Genomic DNA, 21,768 nt, shown 5'->3' on the forward strand with positions numbered 1-21,768 from the left:
TGTCACGGCCGAGCAGCGCGCGGGGGATCCTTGTCGGACGAAGTTAGTTCGACTAAAGTCCGAACTAATTCTGTCGAGCCCATGGGAAGTCCTGGATGAGCACACTGCATATCACCGACCTGACGATGCCCACCGCGGACCTCGGGCCGGTGAATCCGCTGCCACCCCTGTTCTCCGGGCTGGACACCCACGATGTGGCAGGGGTCGACGAAGCCGACGACGAGATGCGCCGCAACATCGCCTACGGCCGTGTCCGTACCGTCCTTCCCCACCTCAGGCAGGACGGCTACGACCGGAGGCGCCACGCGCGTTCCCACCGCGTCGCCGTGCTGGAGAACGAGACCCTGCGCGCCACCTTCCTCCTCGATGTCGGAGGGAGGCTGTGGTCGCTGGTCCACCGTCCCAGCGGCCGGGAGCTGCTGTTCCGCAACACCGTCTTCCAGCCCGGCAACCTCGCGCTGCGCGATGCCTGGGTCGCCGGCGGCGTGGAGTGGAACTTCGGCACCATCGGGCACTCCACCACCACGTCCTCGCCCCTGCACGCCGTACGCGCACAGCGCCCGGACGGCACACCCGTCCTTCGGATGTACGAGTACGAACGCATCCGGCAGGCCGTGTTCCAGATCGACGCCTACCTGCCCGACGGCTCGGAGGCGCTGCTCGTGCACGTCAGCATCGTGAACCCCAACGACCATGAGGTGCCGGTGTATTGGTGGTCCAATATCGCCGTCCCGGAGACGGCCGACACCCGGGTCGTCGCCCCGGCGGACCAGGCATGGCACTTCGCCTACGACCGGCGGCTGCGCCGCGTTCCCGTGCCCCGGTACGCGGGGCGGGACCTCACCTACACCACCCGGGCCCCGGCCTCCGCCGACTACTTCTTCGAGCTCGACCGGGAGCGCAGACCCTGGATAGCGGCCCTAGACGGCGCAGGCCGGGGACTCGCGCAGGCGTCGACACCGCGCCTGTCCGGCCGCAAGCTCTTCCACTGGGGAAAGCACCGGGGCGGGAACCGGTGGCAGGAGTGGCTCTCGGAGCCGGGCACGCCCTACCTGGAGATCCAGGCGGGACTTGCCCGTACCCAGCTGGAACACCTCGCGCTGCCCGGCGGGGCCACCTGGTCCTGGCTGGAGGCGTACGGCCACGTGGACGCCGATGCCGCCGCCGTCCACGGCGGCGACTGGGAGCGGGCACGCTCCGCCGCCGAAGCGGGTGTCGATGAGCTGATCACCGCCGAACGGCTCGAAGAAGAGCTGCGAGAGGCGTGCCTGTGGACCCGCGAGGAACCCGCTGAAGTCCTGCACCCCGGGTCCGGCTGGGGTGCCCTGGAGCGCCACCGGCGCGCCAAGTCCGGCGACGACTCGCTGAATCTGCCCGCCACACCCTTCCCGGACACCGGGCTCGGCCCGGAACAGGAGCCGTGGCTCGCCCTGCTCAACAGCGGCCGACTGCCGGAGCTCGCTCCCACCGAGGCTCCGGCCTCCTACGAGATCTCCCCGGACTGGGCGCCGCTCCTCGATCAGGCGGACGGATGGCTCTCCCTCCTGTGCCTCGGGGTCCTCCGGGCCGCCGGGGGAGACCTCGACGGTGCCGAGGAGGCCTGGACCCGGTCGGTTGAGGACACTCCCAACGCATGGGCCTGGCGCAACCTCGGGGCGCTCGCGGCGCACGACGGCCGGCTGACGGACGCCGCGGACGCCTACCTGCGCGCCCACGACCTGGCTCCCGCCCTCCTTTCGCTCACGCACGAGCTCGTCGACGTCCTGCTGCGCGCCGGCCGCGCCGACCTGGCGCTCGAACTCATCGACGGCCGTCCGGGCGGGCAGCCGGTCGAAGGCCGTCTGCGGATGCTGGAGGCGAGGGCGGCGCTGGAAGCGGGTGACGTCGGTCGGTGCCGCCGCATACTCGAGGAAGGCGTCGACGTCCCCAACATGCGTGAGGGCGAGACCTCGCTGAGCGACCTGTGGCACGCCTGTCAGCGGCATCACGCCGCCACCGGGTCCGGCCCCGAGCCGTCCTCGGCCCGGGCACTGCCTTACCGGTACGACTTCGTCATGCAGCCGGAAGGTTCTTAAGCGGCCCCCGCGGTCATCGCACCGTCCCCCGGTAAGTCAGCGTCAGATGGCCGAGGTTGTCCTTCCCGACCTCGGCGTCCATCTCGAAAACCTCGGCGAGGTGGGCGGGGGTGAGTACCTCCTCAGGCCTGCCCGAGGCGACGGCCGCGCCGTGGTGCATGAGGACGAGCCGGTCGCAGAATCGGGCGGCGAGGGGGAGGTCGTGCAGGGCGACCAGGACGGTCTGGTCGGTGGTCGCCAACAGGTCCATCAGTTCCCACTGGTGCTTCACGTCGAGGTGGTTGGTCGGCTCGTCCAACAGGATGCCCCAGGGCTGCTGGGCGAGCGCCCGTGCCAGCTGGGCGCGCTGCCGCTCACCACCGGACAGGCTCTGCCAGCCGCGTTCGCCGAGGCCCGAAAGGCCGGTTCGGGCGAGGGCGGCGTCGATGACCGTCAGGTCCGCACCGTCGAGGTCGCGCCAACGGTCCCGGAAGGGTGTCCGGCCCAGCGCCACCACATCGGCCAGACGCAGATCGCTCTCGGCTTCGGCCGCCTGCTCGACGAACGCGATCTGCCGGGCCAGGCGCCGTGCGCTCCAGGAGCGGATGTCCGCGCCGTCGTAGCGCACCGCACCGGCGGCCAAAGTACGCAGTCCCGCCGCGCAGCGCAGGAGCGAGGACTTGCCCGAACCGTTGGGGCCGATCAGTCCCACGGTCTCGCCGGGACCCACGTGCAGCGAGACGTCTCGTACGACGGTCCGGCCGCCCACCGCCCAGCTCACCCCGTCGAGGTCGATCCTCACAACTCGCCCCGCTTCCGCAGCACCAGGAGGAACAACGGGACCCCGAGCAGGGCGGTGAACACCCCGACGGGGACCTCCTGCGGTGCGAAGGCGACCCGGGACAGAGCGTCGGTCCACACCAGGAACACCGCCCCGGCCAGTGCGGTGAAGGGCAGCAGAACGCGGTGTCGCGGGCCGACGAGGAAGCGGACGCCGTGCGGAACGATCAGGCCGACGAATCCGATCGCGCCGACCGAGGCGACGGCGACGGAGGTCATCAGAGCCGTGACGACGAGCAGGACGGCCCGGGTCGCGCGTACGCCGATGCCGAGCGAAGCCGCGGTGTCCGTACCGAAGGCGAAACCGTCGAGCGCCGCCGCGCACAGCCACAGCACAAGCAGCCCGATCGCGGTGACGGCCGCGCAGATGACCACCCCCTCCCAGCGGGCGGAGGCCATCGAGCCGAGCAGCCAGTACGTGATCGCCCGTGTGGTGTCGGCGTCGCCCGCCGCGATGAGCACAAGTGAGGTGAGCGCGCTGAAGAGTTGGCCGACCACCACTCCGGTGAGCACGATTCTGGTCGAGTCGAGGCCGCTGCGGTGCAGGAGCAGCATGAGCAGAGCGAACGAGAGCAGGGCACCGGTGAAGGCCCCGCCGGTGACGCCGAGCGTCCCGGCGCCGAAGCCGAGCAGGACCACGACCACGGCGCCCGCCGACGCCCCGGAGGAGACCCCGAGCAGATAGGGGTCGGCGAGGGCGTTGCGGGTCACCGACTGGAGTACGGCGCCGCACACCGCGAGTGCGGCACCCACCACCGCGGCGAGCAGCACCCGAGGCGCACGCAAATCCCAGATCAGCGAGTCGAGCAGCCGGGGCAGCGGCTCCACCGGCAGCCCGAGGTGGCTGCCCACCGAGCGCCAGATCTCGCCGTAGCCGACCTCGGAGGTGCCGATGCGGACCGAGGCGGCGAGCGAGGCGAGGAGTACGAGGACGGCGAGCAGGTACAGCGCCGTACGCGACAGCGGGGAACCGTGCGCGGTGGGCAGTGCCCCAGGGGCGGTCTTCGACGGGGACTCCTTGCCGCGGGCCGTGGGATGCAGCGGCGAGTCCCTGAAGTCGCCCTGGCGGTACGGCTCTTCGGCGAGCGGCGGTGCTGTGGGGTCAGCGGTCACGGCCGAAGTCCCGCAGACCGTCGACGACCTCCTGCAGTGCGTGGACACTGCGTACCGAGGGATCGAGTTCGACGCCCGGGACCGTGATGAAGCGGTTCTCGCGCACCGCCTTCAGCTGCGAGACCACGGGATGTTTGCGCATCATGGCGATCTTCTCCTCGGCACTGTCACCCGGCACGCCCCGCTCGGAGAGGTCCCCGACGACGATCACCTCCGGATCGCGCTCGGCGAACTCCTCCCAGGACACCTCCGGCCACTCCTCGCGCACGTCGTCGAAGACGTTCTCCGCCCCGACGAGCCTGCTCATGTCGCTGGGTATGCCGCTGCTCCCGGCCACGTAGGGGACGCCGTTGTACACCGAGTACACCCAGGCGACGGAGGGCCGGTGCTTCGTCCGTTCCCCGGTCTTCTCCGCCCGGGAGACCACCTCGCGCTGTTTGGCCACGAGCGCGGCAGCCCGGTCGCGGACGCCGAAGACGCGCCCCAGCTCCTCGTAGTCCTTGAACAGCCGGTCGAACGCGGTGCGCCGGGACTTGTCGGCCCCCGGGCACTCGACCGAACTCAGGAACGCGGGCAGGTCGAGCCCGCCCAGCTCCTCCCGGGTTCCCACCCGGTCCTTGGTGTACAGGTCACGGAAGGAGGAGATGACGAAGTCGGGTGCGGCCGCCCGGAGTTGCTCACCGGTGAGGATCTTGGGGTTGAGTACGGGCACCTTCTCGTACGCGGCGCGGTACTTCGGGGCGATCTTCGTGACCAGGTTCGAGGTGCCGGCCATACGGTCCTGCAGGCCCAGTTCGAGCAGGGTCTCGGTGGCGGCCTGGTCGAGGGTGACGGCACGCTCCGGCGGGCTCGCGAAGGCCAGTTGCCGACCGCAGCTCGACACCCGCACGGTGTCGGGGCCGTCCGGAGCCCCCGAGCTCGACGAGCCCTCGGGGCCCTGAGAACAGCCGGCCGTCGACAGGGCGACGGCCAGGGCCAGGGCGGCACCGAAGCGGGCGCGGGGGGACATGGGCCTCCTTGAGGGGTGGGGAACCGAGGGGCGGCCCCGATTCTGCAATCGGAAACCATTTTCATTAGAGTATCCGAGTACCTGCACATGTTGTGCAACAAGCATGCCCTGAGGTGTTCGTTCCCTGGTCAGCGCGGTCCGGCTGCCGCGGGCCGGGAGTGTCCACCTCCGGGTCGAAAGGATCGGTCCCATGCCCGCGACGTCCACAACTCGGCAGTCCGTACCGGGAGTTGTCCCGCAGCGCGTCGGTCCCGGGCGGGGCGAGGCCGCCGCCCGCTGTCTCGGCCGTGACGGCGCCGTGGTCCTCACCGGTTACGAACCGGACGCCGACTCGCTCGTGGTCGCGGCGGCGACCGTGCTCGGTGACCGCCTCCGGCAGCTCTTCCCGCAGCGGCTGCGGCGGTCGCACGACGGGCGGCCGGTGCCGCTGCACGCCGACGGATTCGACCTCGTCGTGGAGATCGCGGGTGTGCCCCACCGGCGGCGCGACCCCGACGAGGATCACGTCCTCGTTCAGTGCGTGCGGGGTGCCGCGTCGGGAGGGGAGTCGTTCGTGGCCGACGCCTACCGCTTCGTCGACGAGTGCGAGGCCGCGGACCCGGAGCTCTGGGAGTTCCTCACCCGTACCGACGTCGACCTCTACGGAGCGTGGGCGGGACTGCGCGGACTCCCGGCGGAGCCCCGCGTGGGCAGGCATGTCGAGTACACGCGTACCGGCCGTCGCCTCGTCCGCCGCACCGACGGGGCAGCGCCCCTGCACCGGGATCCTCAGGCCGAGTACGTGCAGGCCATGCTGGAGCGGCTGAAGAGCGCGGTGGCGGAGACGGAGCAGGGACTGGAGCGGTTCCGGCTCGCGGAGGGCGAGATCCTCGTACTCGACAACTACCGCTGCTGGCACGGGCGCGACGCGCACACCGGCGAACGGGCGGTCCGCATCCTCACGCTGCGCACCTCGGACGCGCGCTGAGGCGGTGCGCCGGGCCCCGTCCGAGGCGGCGAAGCCCGGCCGTCCCTACGAGGTGAGAAGGCCGACCCCCGCCTGACCTTGCGCGAAGGTGACGCAAGTGGCTATAAACCAAACAGTTTCAGTCAGAGTCTGGGTTGGTTTACCAGAGCCATGGGTGCGGGGACTGCCGGTGCGGGGTGTGCGCGCATCGTTTCCGGGCCGGGAAGCGGGGATACGGGATGAGTGTCATTGCCCTGGACGTGAGCGCGAACCGGATCAGCGGTGAGGTCTTCGCGGGCAGAGGCCGCGTACTGGCGTCGTTGCGGGAGCCGGTGCGGAACGACTACGGACCCGACGACGTGCTCGACGCGGTCCTGGACTGCGCGGACCGGCTGGCGGCCGAGGCCCGGCGGGAGGGATCGCCCGCGGTCGCGGCGGGCATCGTGGTGCCCGGGCTGGTCGACGAGGAACACGGCATCTCCTGTTACGCGGCCCACCTCGGCTGGCGTGAACTGCCGGTGGGCGAATGGCTCGCCGAGCATCTCGGGCTGCCGGTGGCCGTCGGACACGACGTCCGCGCCGCGGCCAAGGCGGAGAGCAGGCTGGGAGCGGGGCGCGGCTGCGACGGCTTCGCCTATGTGCCCGTCGGTACGGGTGTGGCGGCGGCGGTGGTCCTCGGCGGCAGTCCGCTCGCCTCGGGTGGCGGCGGGGTCGGCGAAATCGGTCACCTCATCGTGCGGCCGGGCGGCGCGGAGTGCGTCTGCGGGAGTCAGGGCTGCCTGGAGACCATGGCCTCCGCCTCGGCCATCGCCGGGCGCTACATGCGGGTCACGGGGGAGCGCGGCATCACCGCTCAGGAGGTGCACCGGCGGGCGTCGGCCGGGGACACGGAAGCCGCGGAGGTCTGGCAGGAGGCGCTCGAAGCGCTCGCCGACGGGCTTGCCGCGCTGACCCGGGTACTCGACTTCGACCGCATCGTGCTCGGCGGTGAACTCCTGGAAGCGGGCTCGTCGTTCTTCGCCCCGCTGCGGGGCGCGCTCGCCGAACGTCTCACCTTCCGGCGGCCGCCCAAGCTCACGGCGGCCCGGCTCGGCGAGCGCGCGGGCTGCCTGGGCGCGGCACTGCTCGCGGAGGAACTCGTCGCCGTGGCCTGACCCGGAGTCGTACCGGCGTGGCATCCTTTTTCGGCCAAGATCCTCGGGGGTGCCTTTCGGCGCGGTGGCGGGGCTGTGGTCCCCATTCCGTCGAAACCACAAGGGAGATGACCCCGTGCGGGGCCATCTCCCTTGTGTGTCACGGCACTTGGGGCCTTGGCCGGGGCTCCGCCGTCACGTCGTCCACGTCCACGTCCATGTCACCGTCCCCCGGCCGCGACCGCTACGTCATCTTGCGCATGCGCTGGATCTCGCTCGTCTGCTGGGCGATGACGTCGTTGGCCATTTCCTCGATCTGTACGTTGTTGCCGTCGGACAGCACCTCGGTGGCCATGGTGACCGCGCCCGCGTGGTGAGTGATCATCAGCCGGAGGAACAGGGCGTCGAAGTTCGCGCCGCGGGCGGCGCGCAGCTTCTTCAGCTGGGCCTGGGTGGCCATCCCCGGCATCGCGTCGTGGTCATGATCCTGGCCCGTGCCGGGACTCGCGCTGTGTGCGTGACCGCCGTCGTCGCCGTGCGCGCCGCCGCCGTCTTCGTGCTCGTGGCCGTGCTCGTGTCCCTTGGTGTGCTCGTCCGCCTCGTGGTTCTTCAACCAGCCCTCCATCGCCCGGATTTCGGGCTTCTGCGCGGAGGTGATGCGCTGCGCGAGACGGCGCAGTTTCGCCGTACCCGCGCGGGAGGGGGCCAGTGCGGTCATCTCCAGAGCCTGCCGGTGGTGGGTGATCATCATCCGCGCGTAGGTGAAATCGGCCGAGTTGGGGCTGTCGTTCGGCCGCCTGCTCTCGGCCTCCTCGGCGGACAGCGTCTCGGCGGCTTCGCCGGGCTTGCCGGGGGCGATGACCGAAGGGCCCGTCGCGTGCGCATGGCCGGATGTGTCCTGGTCGGCCGAGTCGCAGCCACTCAGCAGGAGTACTCCGGCGGTGAGCATGGCGACCGTCGCCGCGGGCAGCGGCGAACGGCGCGTACGGGCGGGGGAGCGGTGGGACACGGGCGACCTCCTGTGACTCATGGGGGAGTTGGAGAGCATCAGGCTGGCCGGAAATCGCCGGTCGGCGCGGCCGGTTCAGCGGATGGATCACACGACGAAGACGTTCTCACCTGTTCATCTGGACGTGGACACGACGATACTGCCGGTGTCCAAGAAGCGTTCCACCCGAAACGGTGAGTAGGGAGAATGCAGTGACCCTGTGGAAAACCCTTGGCCCACGCCACAGACGGTCGGCCACCCTGGCCGCGGCCGTGGGACTTCTCGCGGCGATGCTGGCGGCCGGGCCCGCCACCGCCGTCCCCGACCCCGGCGACAGCCCGAAGGCCCCGGCGCCGGTGTCGAAGGACGACGCGGCGAAGACCCGTGCCGCCATCGAGCGCGGTGACATCCCGGCGCCCGGCGAGATCGTCCACTCCGACAACATCGAGCACCTGGCGAACATCCCCAAGGACGTGCTGCCGGGCAACAATTCGGACCTGGCCTTCCAGGGCGACTACGCCTTCGCGGGCAACTACGACGGATTCCGCGTCCTCGACATCAGTCGTCCCGAGAAGCCGCGCACGGTCGCCCAGGTGCTCTGCCCCGGCTCGCAGAACGACATCTCGGTCTCCGGCGACCTGCTGTTCCTGTCCACGGACGCCTCGCGCAGCGACAACTCCTGCGCCAGCACCTCCCAGCCCGCGACCGAGAAGTCCTCCTGGGAGGGCATGAAGATCTTCGACATCAGCGACAAGGCGAACCCCAAGTACGTCGCCGCCGTCGAGACCTCCTGCGGCTCCCACACCCACACGCTGGTGCCGAAGCGCAAGAACGTCTATGTCTACGTCTCCTCCTACGCCCCGAGTGCGACCTTCCCCGACTGCCAGCCGCCGCACGACGGCATCTCCGTCATCAAGGTGCCGCGCAAGGCGCCCCAGAAGGCGGCCGTGGTGGACTTCCCGGTCCTGTTCCCCGGCAGTGGTCCGGACGGCGGCGGCAACCCGGGTTCCCCGACCAACCCGGGCGTCTCCAAGACCACGGGCTGCCACGACATCACCGTCCTGCCCTCCAAGGACCTGGCGGCCGGGGCCTGCATGGGCGACGGCATCCTGATGGACATAGCGGATCCCGAGCACCCGAGGATCCTCGACCAGGTGCAGGACAACGTGAACTTCGCGTTCTGGCACTCGGCCACCTTCAACCAGCGTGCGAACAAGGTGGTGTTCACCGACGAACTCGGCGGCGGCGGCGCGCCCACCTGCAACGACGAGGTGGGTCCCGACCGCGGCGCGGACGGCATCTACGAGATCACCGGCAAGGGCGATCACCGCAAGCTCGTCTTCCGCGGCTACTACAAGATCCCCCGGAACCAGGCGGACACCGAGAACTGCGTGGCCCACAACGGCTCGCTGATCCCGGTCAAGGGCAAGGACCTCATGGTCCAGGCCTGGTACCAGGGCGGCGTCTCGGTATGGGACTTCACCGACTCGTCGAAGCCCAAGGAGATCGGCTACTTCGAGCGCGGCCCGCTGTCCGCGGACACCCTCCGCACCGGCGGCTCCTGGTCGGCGTACTACTACAACGGCCACATCTACTCCAACGACATGGCCATGGGCTTCGACGTACTGAAGCTCCGGGACCCGCGCACCGATCCGGCAGCGAAGGTCCGGATGAAGGAACTCAACGTCCAGACCCAGCCCGACTACTTCGACTGAGCCGGGCGGCAGGGCCGTCCGTCCCCGCTACCGGAATCCGGTCACGGGGGCGGACCGGCCACCTGGTGCCGGCCGGTCCCGGCCCGCTCGGCCAACTGCGGGAAGATCTCGGGGAAACTCTCTCCACACCGCCTGACCTGGAGTGGCGTGCCCCCGAGGGCCTGGATAGGGTCCATGCCCGGCACAGCAGTGCACGTGACGGGTATGAGGCGTGCCCCTGGCGGGCATGACTGGTATCCGGAGCTCGGGAACAGGGGGTTCTGGTGGGCGTGGAGAGCACGAGGGCGCGGGGAGCGCTCAGCGGCGATCATGTGCGCGCAGCGGGAGACACCGGGAGCGTCGACGAACTGCTCGCCGCACTGGCTCCGTACGGACCGAGAAGCGCGAACACACGGGCCGGTGAACGATGTTGGCCGACGGCTCGATGACCGCGGGCGCCGCTCCCGTCACGGCGCATCAGGACGGGACACCGTCGCCCGGAGCGCGGCCGTCCGCCGCCCGGCGCGACGCGGGCGCGTACGACGCGGGCGAGTTCGGCCCGGACGAGTACCGCGTGAAGGCGTACGGGGTCGTCCTGGTGGAGCCCCATGTGGTGACCCGGATGGGCGTGCTGCGGATGCTGGAGCAGGCGATGCCCGGTGCCGCGGTCCTCGCGGTGTCCGCGCCCGAGGAGGTGTCCGACGCCGAACTGGCCCTGCCCGCCACCGTGGTGCTGTCCTCGGGTGTCCTCGGGCGCAGTCTGCGGGGTCTGGAAAACCTCATCGGCGGAGCCGAGACACGTCTGGTGATCCTTGCCCGGGGCCTGGACCGGCGCCGGTGGATGGCGGCGGCCCGGCTCCCCGTGGACGCGATCCTGCGCGAGGAGGACCTCTCGGTGTCCTCGCTGGCCGACGCGCTCGGCGCGATCGGCCGCGGAACGGTCGCCGTCTCCCGTGACACCATGCGCGAGTTGCTGTCCTTCGCGGCCGAGGCGGGCGGCGACACCGCGCCCCCGCGGCCCACGCTCACGGCACGTGAACTCGACACCCTGCGCCTGATGTCCAGTGGTCTGAGCAATCGTCAGATCGCCAAGGGCATGCAGATCACCGAGCACGGGGTGAAACGACACGTCGCCAACGTACTGGCGAAACTCGGCTGCCAGAACCGCACCATGGCCGTCGCGGCTGCCATGCGCCGCGGCCTGGTGGAGATCGATTCCGAGACGCCGGGCTGAACCGGCCCCGGCACAGGGCGAGTTGGCGGCAGGAGCACGAGGGTCTCGGCGGCGCACACAAACCTCCTCGGGCGTCGGGCGGGCAGGGGTCAGTTCGGGGCGGTCAGCGCCTTGACGAGCGCTTCGCCGAATGCCGCCGGGTCCTCCAACGGGAAGAAGTGGCCGCCCGGCAGGGTGGCGTGGTGGAAGTCCGCACGGGTCTCCTCGCCCCAGGCCGCCATGTCCGCACCGCGTGCCTCGGGATCGTCCTGCCCGGAGAAGGCGTGGACGGGGCAGCCCAGGGGCGGCCCGGGGCGGCGTACGTAGGTCTCGAAGACCGCGAAGTCCGCCCGCAGGGTGGGCAGCAGTAGTGCCCGCAGTCCCGCGTCGCCGAGCACTTCTGCGGGAATCCCGTTCAACTCGGCTGCGCTGGACCACAGTTGGTCGTCGTCCATCAGGCTGCGTTGCGGAAGTGCCGCCCGGGCAGGGGACGTCGGTGCCGGGCAGCCCGAGACGATCAGGGCCTCGGCGCGCAGCCCGAACCGGGCCTCCAGGAGCCGCGCGAGCTCGAACGCGAGGTACCCGCCCATGCTGTGACCCCACAGCGCGAACCGGCCCCGCAGTTGGGGCACCAGAGCCGGCACGAGCGCCCGTACGACCGCCGTCGCCTCGGGCAGCGCCGCCTCACCGACCCGCGACTCCCGGCCGGGCAGACGCACCGGCCGCAGCGCGACACGGGGCAGCAGGAGCCGGGCGAGGGGCCGGTAGCCGCCCGGACCGGCGCCCGCGTGCGGCAGGCAGATCAGCGTGACGGCGTCGGCCACGGCCCCCGGCGGGGCGGGCGGCAACCAGTCGGCCACGGGTGTGGCGGCCATGGGTACTCCTCTCCGAGCGGTCGGCGACGCGGGCTCAGCGCACGGTGTGCAGGACGTCGAGGCCACCGCCCCGGTACAGCTCACGGGTGGCCTGGCGTTGCCGTTTGCCGGACGAAGTCCTCGGCAGCGTGCCGGGTTTGATGAACACCACCTCGTAGGGGGCGTGGTCCAGCTCGCCGCCGAGGGCCTCGATCACCCGGCGGCCGACGCCCTCCAGGTCCGCGGCCCGGCTCTCGGCCACCACGACCATGCGTTCCTGCCCGGGCAGCGAGAACGCGGCGACCTGGCCCTCCCGTACACCGCTGACCCGCTCTGCGGCGAACTCGTAGTCCTCCGGATAGAGATTGCGCCCGCCCGCGATGATCATGTCCTTGATGCGGCCGCAGACCACCAGTTCACCGGCGTCCAGGAAACCGAGATCGCCGGTGGCCAGCCAGCCCTCCCGCACCGGGTCGCCCGCGCGCAGGCCCTCCGCGGCCGTCCAGTAACCGGGCACCACGCCCGGCCCGCGCACCTTGATCTCACCGACCGCGCCCTCCGGCAGCGGCTCGCCCGCCGCGTTCTCGACGCGTACCTCGGTGCCCGGCAGCGGGCGCCCGCAGCTCACCAGGGGGCGGTCCGGGCGGTGTTCACCGGCCACCCCGGTCAGGTCGCGCGGCTCGACGACCCGGACCGGTTCGTCGTGTGCGCTGCCGGTGACGCCCAGGGTCGCCTCGGCGAGCCCGTACGTGGGGCACATCGCGTTCTCACGGAGCCCGTAGGGGGCGAGGGTCTTCCGCAAGTGCCGCACGGTGTGGACGTCGACGGCCTCGGCGCCGTTCGCCGCGATGCGCAGGCTCGACAGATTGAGCTGGGCCGGGCTGAGGCTCTGCAGCCTGGCCGCGAGGCTGTAGGCGAAGTCGGGGGCGGCCGTGAAGGTGCCGCCGTAGTCGCTGATCGTGCGCAGCCAGCAGCCCGGGCGCTCCCGGAAGGTCTCCGTGGCCAGGGCGACGACATCGGCGCCGCCCGCCGCGAATCCGGCCAGGGTGACCATGCCCATGTCGTGATACAGCGGCAGCCAGGTCACGTACACATCGTCGGGACCGAAACCGATCCGCTCGCCCAACGCCGCGATATTGCCCACCAGTTGCTCCTGGGTGACGGCCACCGCGCGGGAGGCGGCGGTGGTGCCCGAGGTGAACTGCACCAGACCGATGCTCTGCGGGGAGGGCATCGCGGGCGGCGGTCCCGGCGGGAGGGAGCGCCGCAGTTCGCCCAGGCTCACCACCGGCAGCGGAAGGCGGCCCGTGAACAAGGGGGCCAGCTCGTCCGTGGTCACGAACAGGGCTGCCCCGGCCGCCTCCACCCGGCGCCGGATCTCGGCCACGGCCCGCTCGGTCCCGCGCCGCGGCGGACGCGGCAGCACCACCGGCGCGGCACCGAGCCGCCAGGCGCCGAACAGCGTGATCAGTGTCGCGACATCGGTCGGCGCGAGCAGACACACCCGGTCGCCCGGCGAGACGCCGCGGGCGCGCAGCGCGCGGGCCGCCTCCTCGGCGTGCCCGGCCAGCTCCCGGCAGCCCAGGCGCCGGGGAGCCAAGTCCCCGTCGAGGACGGTGAGTCCGGCGCCGGGACGGGACCGCAGCAGACCCTCCACGATCGAGTGGCCGCGCACCTCCTCGGAACGGAAGGTCCGGTGCTCGGCGGGAAGCAGGGTCACGGATACCTCCGCTGCGAAGGACGGGTGCTCGGGCCCGCCGTCCGGATCGCGCCGCGGAACCTCTGCCCGCACCGGCCCGATCCGTACGCAGGCCCCGGGCGGCCGGGCAACGGCGCGCCGTCACCGACCGTAGACCCGGCCCCGGCCTGCGGGGACGACGCGATCGACCCGCCGTACGGGCCATCACGGCAGTGCCCGTCGGGGGTAGCCGGTCGGGCACTGCCCGATGGCCGTACTCCGACGGGTGTTGCCGATGCGTGGCCTGGCGGGGAACGTCGGCACGCGCGCCCGTGCGGGGCGCGCACCCGATCGAGCGTTGCCGAGGAGCCCCGCCATGAACGCTGCCTTCGAACCCTCGCCCGGCCCGTCCTCCGTCCGCCACCCCCTGACCGACCCGAACCTTGCCGAGGCCCTGGCCGCCCGGTCGGCGGACGACGAGCGGGTGGAGTTTCTCACCGGGGCGCTGGCGGACTTCCTCGCCGAGTACGGGGCACTCGACCGGGCGGCGGGCCCCGGGGCGGAGATCGTCCTGGAGTCGCTGCTCGCGGTGACCCTGAACAGCGTGGTCGAGGCGCGCCTCGGCGTACGGCTCGGCATGGAACTGCTCCGCGGCCCCGTGACCCCGGCCGGGCTCGCGGCCGCCCTGGTGACCGCACTGCCCACCGCCGTCCCTGCCGCCGAACCCACGGACACCGGCCACGACGCCGCGCACCGCCACGAGCCCTACGCGCTCACCGACCTGCAACAGGCCTACCTCCTCGGCCGCGGCGGCTTCTTCGCGCTGGGCAACGTACCGGCCGGGTTCTACACCGAGTTCGAAGCCACCGGCGCCGATCTGCCCGCCCTGGAGAGCGCCTGGAACGAGGTGGTGCACCGGCACGACGTGCTGCGCACCGTCTTCCCCGACGACGGCCGCCAGCGCGTACTCGCCGAGGTTCCCACCGTCGGCTTCGCCCGGCACGATCTGCGCCAACTGGCCCCGGAACAGGCCGAGTCGGAGCTGACGGCGGTACGTGAGGCGATGTCGGCACGGGTACGGGACGCGGCGGCCTGGCCGCTCTTCGAGATCGGCGTCAGCGAGTACGGACAGGGGTCCCTCCGGGTCCACTTCGCCGTCGACATGCTCGTCGTCGACGGCCCGAGCATCCGGCGGCTCCTCGGCGAGTGGCTGGGCCTCGCGGCGGGGCACGACCTCGGCCCGCGCCCCGGCCTGTGGTTCCGGGACTACGTCCAGGCCCTCGCGGGAGCGGAGGAGACGCCCGCGTACGCCGTGGCGCGCGACCACTGGCGCGCGCGGATGGCCGCCCTGCCCGCCGCGCCCCAACTCCCGCTCGCCGTCTCCCCGGAGCAGGTCCCCACCGCCCGTTTCACGTCCCGCGCCCACACCCTCGACGGCGAACGCTGGCAGCGGCTGCGGCAGCGCTCGATGCGCGGTGGCCTCACTCCGTCGATGGTGCTGTGCTGGGCGTACGCGGCGGTCCTGCGGACCCGTTCGGCGACCGACGACTTCACCCTCAACGTGACGACCAACGAGCGTGTCCCGGTGCACCCGGACGTCGACCGCCTCCTCGGCGTCTTCACCTCGCACCTGCTGCTCGAATTCTCGGTGGACTCCTCGGCCACCGTGCGCGAACAGATCACCGGACTCCAGGATCGGTTCTGGGCCGACTTCGAGCACCGTGCCTTCAGCGGCGTCGCGGTACTGCGCGAAATGCTCAGGAACGAGGGCGGCAACCGTACAACGATGCCGTACGTCTTCGATGCCGTCCTCGGCCAGGACCTCGACCGGGACACTCTGCCCGCATGGTTCGACGGCCTCGGGTACTTCTGCGCCACCGCTCCCCAAGTGGCCCTGGAATGCCAGGTGTTGGAGATGGGCGGCGTGCTGCGGGTGAACTGGGCCGCGGTCGACGAACTGTTCCCCGCCGGGCTCGTCGACTCCGCCTTCGACGCGTTCTGCCGCTTGCTCGAACGTCTCGCCGACGAGGCCGACATCTGGGACCTGCCCGGACAGGAAACCTCGGACGGGGTCTCGGGCCTGGGCTTGGTGGGCCCGGGCGAGCTGGCGACTCGCACGGCGGCGAATGCCACGTCGGTGACCCTGGAGGAGGGGCGGCTGCTGCACGAACTCGGCGGGCCGCTGAGGGAACGCGGTGACGCGCCCGCGGTGGTGTCCGGCGAAGTGGTGCTGAGCTATACGGAGGTGGACCGACGGGCCGCACAAGTCGGCCGGACGCTACGGGAGTTGGGATGCGGCCGGGGCTCCCTGGTCGGCGTCGTGATGGAGAAGGGGTGGGAGCAGGTCGTAGCCGTGGTCGGCGTGCTGCAGGCGGGCGCCGGATACGTGCCCGTCGACGCGGCATGGCCCGCCGAGCGCGTGAACCGGGTGCTGGGCGTTGCCGGTTGTGAGGTGGTGCTGACGCAGTCGTCGGTCGCGGGGCGAGTGGTGTGGCCGGAGGGTGTGACAGTGCTGGTGGTCGACGACGAGGAAGTGTGGCGGGAGGTCGACGACTCGGCGCTGGTGGGTCAGGGCGCGCGGCCCGACGACGTGGCGTACGTGATTTTCACCTCCGGTTCCACGGGTGCGCCGAAGGGCGTCGTCGTGGACCACCAGGCCGCGGCGAACACGATTCTGGACGTCAACAGCCGCTTTGGCGTGGGGAGTTCGGACCGGGTCCTCGGACTGTCCGCGCTCAGTTTCGACCTGTCGGTGTACGACGTGTTCGGCGTACTCGCGGCGGGCGGCTGCCTGGTGTTGCCGGGAGTGGGCGACTCGCGGGATCCGGCCGCCTGGGGGGAGTTGATCGAGCGGCACGGGGTGACGGTGTGGAACTCCGTTCCCGCGCTCATGGAGATGCTGGTCGAGTACGGCGAGTCGGTGCGGGCGCGCTGGGAGACACCACGCGTCGTGCTGCTCAGCGGGGACTGGATTCCGGTCTCCCTGCCGGACCGGGTGCGGGGCGTGTGCCCGGGGGCGGAGGTCGTGAGCCTCGGTGGTGCGACGGAGGCGGCCATCTGGTCGATCTTCCATCGGATCGGTGCGGTGGATCCGACGTGGCGGAGCATTCCGTACGGAAAGCCGTTGGGCAATCAGTGGTTCGCGGTGCTCGACGCGCACCTGGGCGCGGCTCCGGTGTGGGTGCCGGGCGAACTGTTCATCGGGGGCGCGGGTGTCGCACAGGGGTACTGGGCGGACCCGGAGCGGACGGCCGAGCGGTTCGTCACGGACCCGGTTACGGGTGAACGGATGTACCGGACCGGCGACTTGGGCCGGTACCTCCCGGACGGCACCATCGAGTTCCTGGGCCGCAACGACTTCCAGGTGAAGATCAACGGGTACCGGATCGAACTGGGGGAGATCGAGTCCCAGCTCGTACGGCACACCGGGGTGCGCGACGCGGTCGTCACGGCCACCGGCAACCGGCTCACGGCGTACGTGGTGCCCCAGGGCGGGGCCGCGAACCCGGAGACGGCCGAGAGCAGGAGTCCGCAGGCACCCGAAGTCGCGGACGTGGGCGGGCAGTTGGGTGTGGCAGCAGCCGAAGCCGCCGCTGTACTGCCGGACCTGGACCACCTCGTGCAACGACTCCGCGCGCACCTGGCCGACGTCCTTCCCACCTACATGGCCCCCGAGCGCTACCTCCTGATCGACCGGCTGCCGCTCTCGGCCAACGGCAAGGTCGACCGTGGCCGACTGCCCGCGCCCGGCCCCGCCGCCGACCCGACGACCGAGGACAGCACGCCGCCGCGCAACCGGACCGAAGAGCAACTGGCCCGTATCTGGCGGGCGTTGATCGGCTCCGACGACTTCGGAGTGCACAGCGACTTCTTCCGCGTGGGCGGCGACAGCCTCCTCGCGGTCCGGCTCGCCGCCGCGGCCGCCGCCGAGGGGCTGGCCCTGAACACGGCGGACCTCTTCGGCCACCCGACGATCGCGGGCCAGGGCGAAGTGCTCGACAGCCGCGAGGGCGGAGTCGCGGCGGAACCGACGCTGCCCGTCCTGGTGCCCGACCCGGACGGACGCTTCGCACCGTTCCCGCTGACCGACCTCCAGCAGGCCTATCTCCTCGGCAGGGCGGGCTACTTCCCCCTCGGCGACGTACCGGCCTGCTTCTACGCGGAGTTCGAAGCAGAGGACCTCGACCTCGAAGTTCTTGAACGCGCCTGGCAGTTGGTGGTGAACCGGCACGACATGCTGCGCACCGTCTGCACCGAGGACGGGGCACAGCAGGTGCTCGCCCAGGTCCCCGACTACCGTTTCGCCCGCGCCGATCTGCGCGGCGAACCGGCGGCCAGCACCGAGGAGCGGCTCGCCGCCATCCGCACGGCACTCACCGGGGAGGTCCGCGATCCGGCGTCCTGGCCGCTGTTCGACATCGCCGTCACGGAACTCGACGGCCGACGCGCCCGTATCCACTTCGTCGTCGACCTGCTGATCGCCGACGGCACCTCCCTCGCCCTCCTCCTCGGCGAGTGGGGCACGCTGCTCCGCGACCCGGGGGCCCAACTGCCCGCGCCCCAGGTGTCCTTCCGCGACTACGTCCTCGCCCTGGAGCGGGCCGAGGAGTCCGACGCCTTCCGAGCCGCGCGTGCCTACTGGCTGGCGCGCGTGCCCTCCCTGCCTCCGGCGCCCGAGCTGCCGCTGGCCAAGTCGCCGGACGAGATCGTGCGTGGGCACCTCACCACGCACGGCCTCGCCCTCTCCGCCGAGCGCTGGGCACGCCTCCGCGAGCACGCGCTGTCCCTCGGGCTCACCCCGTCCATGGTGCTCTGCTGGGCCTACGCGGCGGTCCTGCGCAGCCGTACGGCCGGTGAGGCGTTCACGCTGAACCTCACGGTGAGCGAGCGCGTTCCGGTGCACCCGGACATCGACCGGGTGGCCGGGGAGTTCACCTCGGTCATCCTGCTGGAGACCGCGCTGGACGCGGGCGAGCCCGTGAAAAGCCAAATCGGCTCGCTCCAGGGGCAGTTCCGTACCGACTTCGCCCACCGGGCCTTCAACGGCGTACGCGTCCTGCGCGAACTGGCCCGTGCCGACGCCGAGGGCGGGCGTTCGCTCATGCCGGTCGTGTTCACCAGCGCCCTCGGCGACGACGAGACGAGCCTCGGCCGCGCGGCACAGGAATTCGGTGAACTCATCCACGCGCTCACCCGGACCCCGCAGGTCCATCTCGACTGCCAGGTCTTCGAGTTGCACGGCGAACTGAGGGTGAACTGGGCCGTGGTGACGGAACTCTTCCCCGAAGGTCTAATCGAGTCGGCCTTCGGCGCGTTCGGGGAACTGCTCGTGCGCCTCGCCGACGAACCGGACGTCTGGGCCCGGCCGGGACACGACCTGGAACTCGGAAGTGCCGGTGTGGCGACCGTACTTGGCGCGACACATGTCCGCGGCGCCGCGCACGCCGCGCGCCCCGCCACCGAGGAGGCGGGCGAGGCACGACCGACGGACCGCGGCCCGCGCAACGACATCGAGCGCCGCCTCCTGGAGGTGTGGGCCCAGGTGCTGAGGCTCGAATCCGGCGCGGTCGGCATCCACGACGTCTTCGGGGACCTCGGCGGGGACTCCCTGCTCGCCCTGCGGGTCATCAACCGGGCCGCGCAGGCCGGACTCGTCCTGACCCCACGGCAGTTCTTCGAGCAGCCGACGGTCGCGGGACTCGCCACGGTCGCCACCCTCAGGACACCCGCCGCCCACGAGGAGGCCGAAGGGCCGGTCACCGGCGAGCTGCCCCTGCTGCCCGCGCAGGCCATGCTCCTGTCCGGCCTCGCCCCGGAGATCGCCCGGCACCACAACTACGCCCTCTTCTTCGCCCTCGACGAGCCGCTGGACAAGGTCGCCCTGCGCGTCGCCCTCAGGGCCCTGGTCTCCCGGCACGACACCCTGCGTACCGGATTCGTCCTCGGGACCGACGGGGGCTGGCGCCAACGAGTGCTGGCGGACACGGACTTGGCCAAAACGGCCGCGCCTCTCACCTGGCTCACTCTCGGCGACCTCCCCGTGGAGGAGCAGGACCGCCACATCGAGCAAACGGCCACCACGGCACAGCAGGACTTCGACCTCGCCGCCCCGCCGTTGATCCGCCTCGTGTACTTCGACCTCGGCCCCGGCCGCAGTCCCGAGCTGCTGTTGCTCGCCCACTGGCTCGTCGTCGACAACTTCTCGCTGCGTCTGCTCCTCGACGAACTCCTCACCGCCCACGCGCAGATCGCCGAGACGGGCGGCACCGACCTGCCCGAGACGACCCTTCCGGCTGCCGTTTGGGCGCGTCGACTCGCCGAGCATGAAGGGCAGTTGGGCACCGGCAGCCTTCGCAGCGGCGAGTGCGACGGCGAGGGGGTTGGCGAAATCCAACGGCGCCCGAACAGGCCCGCACACGTGACCCGGACCCTGATCGAGGCTCTGGACGCCGACTCCACGGCACGCCTGCGGGACTCGGCACAAGGCCCGACGACCGTCGGCGACGTCATTCTCGGCGCCTTGGCACGCGCCGCCAGGGCGGCGGGGCTGGGCGAACGTCTGCGCGTGGACGTCGACGGCCACGGGCGGGCCGCCGAGATCCCCGGCCCCTCGGGCACGCCCGCCGACCTGTCCCGGACGCTCGGCCGCCTCTCGGTGCGCTACCCGCTGGAGGTGGCCGCGGTGGACGACCCGGCCGCCGCGGTGCGTGCGGTCACCGAGGCCCGCGGCGCCGTGCCCAACGGAGGCCTCGACCACGCGCTGACCGCCCATGGAACCCGCGCCTTCGCGGACGGGTCACCTGCCCCGAGCGCCCCCTTCGTCTTCAACTACCTGGGCGCCCTCGACGAGTTGTACGCCCAGGCGGGCCTGCGTCCCTCGGCCCACCGCCCCGGCCCGCTGAATCACCCCGAGACACCGGTGCACCACCGCTTCGAGCTTCTGTGCGGCACGGTACGGGGCCGACTGCTGCTGTCGGTGAGCTGTGCGGAGGGCGAGGACGCGGAGCGGGTCGCGCCGCGTCTCATGACCGAGCTGCTGAACTGTCTGCGAGGCGGGCCCGCCCCCGCCGCTGTGGGGACACGACCCGTGAGTGAAGGCCTCGGCGGCGAACCCGACCTCGTGGAGATGTTCCGGCACTGGACGGCCGACAGTAGTGGCCCGGCAGGCGGTGAGGTCATCGTGGATCGGGACTAGGCTGCGCGGTTCTTGCGGGCACTGCGGGTTTCGCCTCACCGGGAGGGGCGCTGTGCGTGTTTTCCGTGTCGGCGCTCGTGCTGGTGCCTATGCCGCCCGGTGAGGAGCAGGACTGTGGTGGCGAGGATCGTCACGGCTTGCGAGGCGACGGTCCATTTCTTGTCGTCGAACCACAGGGGCTCGTACATGTTCGGCAGCGGGCCGAGTTCACCGACGTCGACGTAGCGGTAGACGAGCAGGAGTGCGAGGCCGCCCGCCGAGACCAGCCAGGCGAAGGCGTCACCCGGCCAGCGGCGCCACACCAGGACGAGCAGGGCGGCGAGAGCGGTGAGGGCCGCCTCGAGCCTGAAGAGCGTCCCCTGGCTGACGGTTGCTTCCACGACGTCGTAGTTGTCGGCGAGGTGGACGTGAAAGTAGGTGTTCACGGCCAGTCCGGCTGCGGCCAGCACGCGCGCCGCGCCACGCACCGCTCGGTTCGTGGCGGATGGGGAAGGCTGGGCGGGGAGTGGGGTGGTGGAGGACATGCGCTTCCTCGTTCCGGACTGCGTACCGGTGTTGTGGAGGGTCGTGGGTGTGGCCGCCGGTCAGCGAACGGTGAGTGAGCCCTTCATCTGCTGGTGGATGGTGCAGAGGTAGGCGTACTTGCCGGCCTTGTCGGGAGCGGTGAAGGTCGCGGTTTCTCCGGCGTCGATGGTGCCGGTGTCGAATGCCTTGTCGCCGGTGGCGGTGACGGTGTGCGAGGTCGAGTCCTCGTTGACCACCGTGACCTTCTGGCCGGGGCGCACGGTCAGGTCGTCCGGCTCGAAGGTGAAGTTCTTGATCGTGATCCGGGTCTTCTCGCTGGCGGGGGCCGACTTGGACGGGGGCGGCGAGGTGCGGTAGGCGCCGCCGTCGCCGCCACTGTCTCCGTCGTCGGAGCAGCTCGCCAACGTGAGCGAGAGGGGGAGGCAGGCGGCCAGGGCGAGGATCCGCCGAAGGCGGTGGTGGTGCGGTGGGTTCATGTCGTCTCCAGGAAGTTCGGCCGGGACCGCGGCGTTCGTACGGCCCCGGC

Annotated in this window: 14 protein-coding genes; 6 read left to right on the forward strand and 8 right to left on the reverse strand. The window is 71.5% G+C overall.

Going from position 1 to position 21,768, the window contains the following annotated elements:
- Positions 1 to 95 precede the first annotated feature (95 nt).
- Positions 96 to 2,075, forward strand: coding sequence for a DUF5107 domain-containing protein (locus HUT18_RS32565; protein ID WP_176104092.1), 1,980 nt, complete (start codon positions 96 to 98; stop codon positions 2,073 to 2,075).
- 13 nt (positions 2,076 to 2,088) lie between these two features.
- Here HUT18_RS32565 and HUT18_RS32570 read toward each other — a convergent pair whose 3' ends face one another.
- From HUT18_RS32570 to HUT18_RS32580, 3 genes are read right to left on the reverse strand one after another with little or no spacing between them, the layout of a single operon-like run.
- Positions 2,089 to 2,856, reverse strand: coding sequence for an ABC transporter ATP-binding protein (locus HUT18_RS32570; protein ID WP_176104093.1), 768 nt, complete (start codon positions 2,854 to 2,856; stop codon positions 2,089 to 2,091).
- Complete coding sequence (locus HUT18_RS32575) at positions 2,853 to 4,007, reverse strand: iron ABC transporter permease (protein WP_254878904.1); 1,155 nt, start codon at positions 4,005 to 4,007, stop codon at positions 2,853 to 2,855. The genes HUT18_RS32570 and HUT18_RS32575 overlap by 4 nt, the downstream gene beginning before the upstream one ends.
- A complete protein-coding gene (locus HUT18_RS32580) occupies positions 3,997 to 5,016 on the reverse strand; it encodes an ABC transporter substrate-binding protein (protein ID WP_176104094.1) in 1,020 nt (339 codons plus the stop codon). The genes HUT18_RS32575 and HUT18_RS32580 overlap by 11 nt, the downstream gene beginning before the upstream one ends.
- Positions 5,017 to 5,206: 190 nt before the next feature.
- Here HUT18_RS32580 and HUT18_RS32585 point away from each other — a divergent pair, with 190 nt between their 5' ends.
- Both HUT18_RS32585 and HUT18_RS32590 read left to right on the forward strand, forming a co-directional pair.
- On the forward strand, positions 5,207 to 5,983 hold the full coding sequence (locus HUT18_RS32585) for a TauD/TfdA family dioxygenase (protein WP_176104095.1): 777 nt from the start codon (positions 5,207 to 5,209) through the stop codon (positions 5,981 to 5,983).
- A gap of 218 nt (positions 5,984 to 6,201) precedes the next feature.
- Positions 6,202 to 7,116: an ROK family protein gene (locus tag HUT18_RS32590; RefSeq protein ID WP_176104096.1), complete on the forward strand. Its 915-nt coding sequence runs from the start codon at positions 6,202 to 6,204 to the stop codon at positions 7,114 to 7,116.
- Between the two features lie 223 nt (positions 7,117 to 7,339).
- Here the strand turns inward: HUT18_RS32590 and HUT18_RS32595 are convergent, their stop codons facing one another.
- The gene (locus HUT18_RS32595) at positions 7,340 to 8,044 is read right to left on the reverse strand and encodes a DUF305 domain-containing protein (RefSeq protein WP_254879130.1); all 705 of its coding nucleotides are present in this window, start codon (positions 8,042 to 8,044) and stop codon (positions 7,340 to 7,342) included.
- Positions 8,045 to 8,373: 329 nt separating this feature from the next.
- Here HUT18_RS32595 and HUT18_RS32600 point away from each other — a divergent pair, with 329 nt between their 5' ends.
- Both HUT18_RS32600 and HUT18_RS32605 read left to right on the forward strand, forming a co-directional pair.
- A complete protein-coding gene (locus tag HUT18_RS32600; protein ID WP_254879131.1) occupies positions 8,374 to 9,798 on the forward strand; it encodes an LVIVD repeat-containing protein in 1,425 nt (474 codons plus the stop codon).
- Between the two features lie 406 nt (positions 9,799 to 10,204).
- Positions 10,205 to 11,011 (forward strand): response regulator transcription factor, encoded by an 807-nt coding sequence (locus HUT18_RS32605; protein ID WP_176104099.1) that lies wholly within the window; start codon positions 10,205 to 10,207, stop codon positions 11,009 to 11,011.
- A gap of 89 nt (positions 11,012 to 11,100) precedes the next feature.
- On the opposite strand, the gene HUT18_RS32610 is transcribed toward HUT18_RS32605, so the two are convergent.
- Both HUT18_RS32610 and HUT18_RS32615 read right to left on the reverse strand, forming a co-directional pair.
- A complete protein-coding gene (locus HUT18_RS32610; protein ID WP_176104100.1) occupies positions 11,101 to 11,865 on the reverse strand; it encodes a thioesterase II family protein in 765 nt (254 codons plus the stop codon).
- 34 nt (positions 11,866 to 11,899) lie between these two features.
- The gene (locus HUT18_RS32615; protein WP_176104101.1) at positions 11,900 to 13,564 is read right to left on the reverse strand and encodes an AMP-binding protein; all 1,665 of its coding nucleotides are present in this window, start codon (positions 13,562 to 13,564) and stop codon (positions 11,900 to 11,902) included.
- Between the two features lie 334 nt (positions 13,565 to 13,898).
- On the opposite strand from HUT18_RS32615, the gene HUT18_RS32620 reads away from it, so the two are divergent.
- Entirely contained in the window at positions 13,899 to 20,717 is a 6,819-nt protein-coding gene (locus HUT18_RS32620; protein ID WP_176104102.1) for a non-ribosomal peptide synthetase, read from the forward strand.
- 35 nt (positions 20,718 to 20,752) lie between these two features.
- Here HUT18_RS32620 and HUT18_RS32625 read toward each other — a convergent pair whose 3' ends face one another.
- Positions 20,753 to 21,241, reverse strand: coding sequence for a hypothetical protein (locus tag HUT18_RS32625; protein WP_176104103.1), 489 nt, complete (start codon positions 21,239 to 21,241; stop codon positions 20,753 to 20,755).
- Positions 21,242 to 21,301: 60 nt separating this feature from the next.
- Positions 21,302 to 21,718, reverse strand: coding sequence for a cupredoxin domain-containing protein (locus HUT18_RS32630; RefSeq protein WP_176104104.1), 417 nt, complete (start codon positions 21,716 to 21,718; stop codon positions 21,302 to 21,304).
- Between the last annotated feature and the right edge of the window lie 50 nt (positions 21,719 to 21,768).

This window comes from Streptomyces sp. NA04227 (assembly GCF_013364195.1).
Classification (GTDB): domain Bacteria; phylum Actinomycetota; class Actinomycetes; order Streptomycetales; family Streptomycetaceae; genus Streptomyces.

Excerpts from the sequence above, each read along its gene's own strand:
- HUT18_RS32565 (WP_176104092.1), top strand. The coding sequence starts at position 96 with ATGAGCACACTGCATATCACCGACCTGACGATGCCCACCGCGGACCTC.
- HUT18_RS32580 (WP_176104094.1), bottom strand. The coding sequence starts at position 5,016 with ATGTCCCCCCGCGCCCGCTTCGGTGCCGCCCTGGCCCTGGCCGTCGCC.
- HUT18_RS32585 (WP_176104095.1), top strand. The coding sequence starts at position 5,207 with ATGCCCGCGACGTCCACAACTCGGCAGTCCGTACCGGGAGTTGTCCCG.
- HUT18_RS32590 (WP_176104096.1), top strand. The coding sequence starts at position 6,202 with ATGAGTGTCATTGCCCTGGACGTGAGCGCGAACCGGATCAGCGGTGAG.
- HUT18_RS32595 (WP_254879130.1), bottom strand. The coding sequence starts at position 8,044 with ATGCTCACCGCCGGAGTACTCCTGCTGAGTGGCTGCGACTCGGCCGAC.
- HUT18_RS32600 (WP_254879131.1), top strand. The coding sequence starts at position 8,374 with ATGCTGGCGGCCGGGCCCGCCACCGCCGTCCCCGACCCCGGCGACAGC.
- HUT18_RS32605 (WP_176104099.1), top strand. The coding sequence starts at position 10,205 with ATGTTGGCCGACGGCTCGATGACCGCGGGCGCCGCTCCCGTCACGGCG.
- HUT18_RS32610 (WP_176104100.1), bottom strand. The coding sequence starts at position 11,865 with ATGGCCGCCACACCCGTGGCCGACTGGTTGCCGCCCGCCCCGCCGGGG.
- HUT18_RS32620 (WP_176104102.1), top strand. The coding sequence starts at position 13,899 with ATGAACGCTGCCTTCGAACCCTCGCCCGGCCCGTCCTCCGTCCGCCAC.
- HUT18_RS32625 (WP_176104103.1), bottom strand. The coding sequence starts at position 21,241 with ATGTCCTCCACCACCCCACTCCCCGCCCAGCCTTCCCCATCCGCCACG.
- HUT18_RS32630 (WP_176104104.1), bottom strand. The coding sequence starts at position 21,718 with ATGAACCCACCGCACCACCACCGCCTTCGGCGGATCCTCGCCCTGGCC.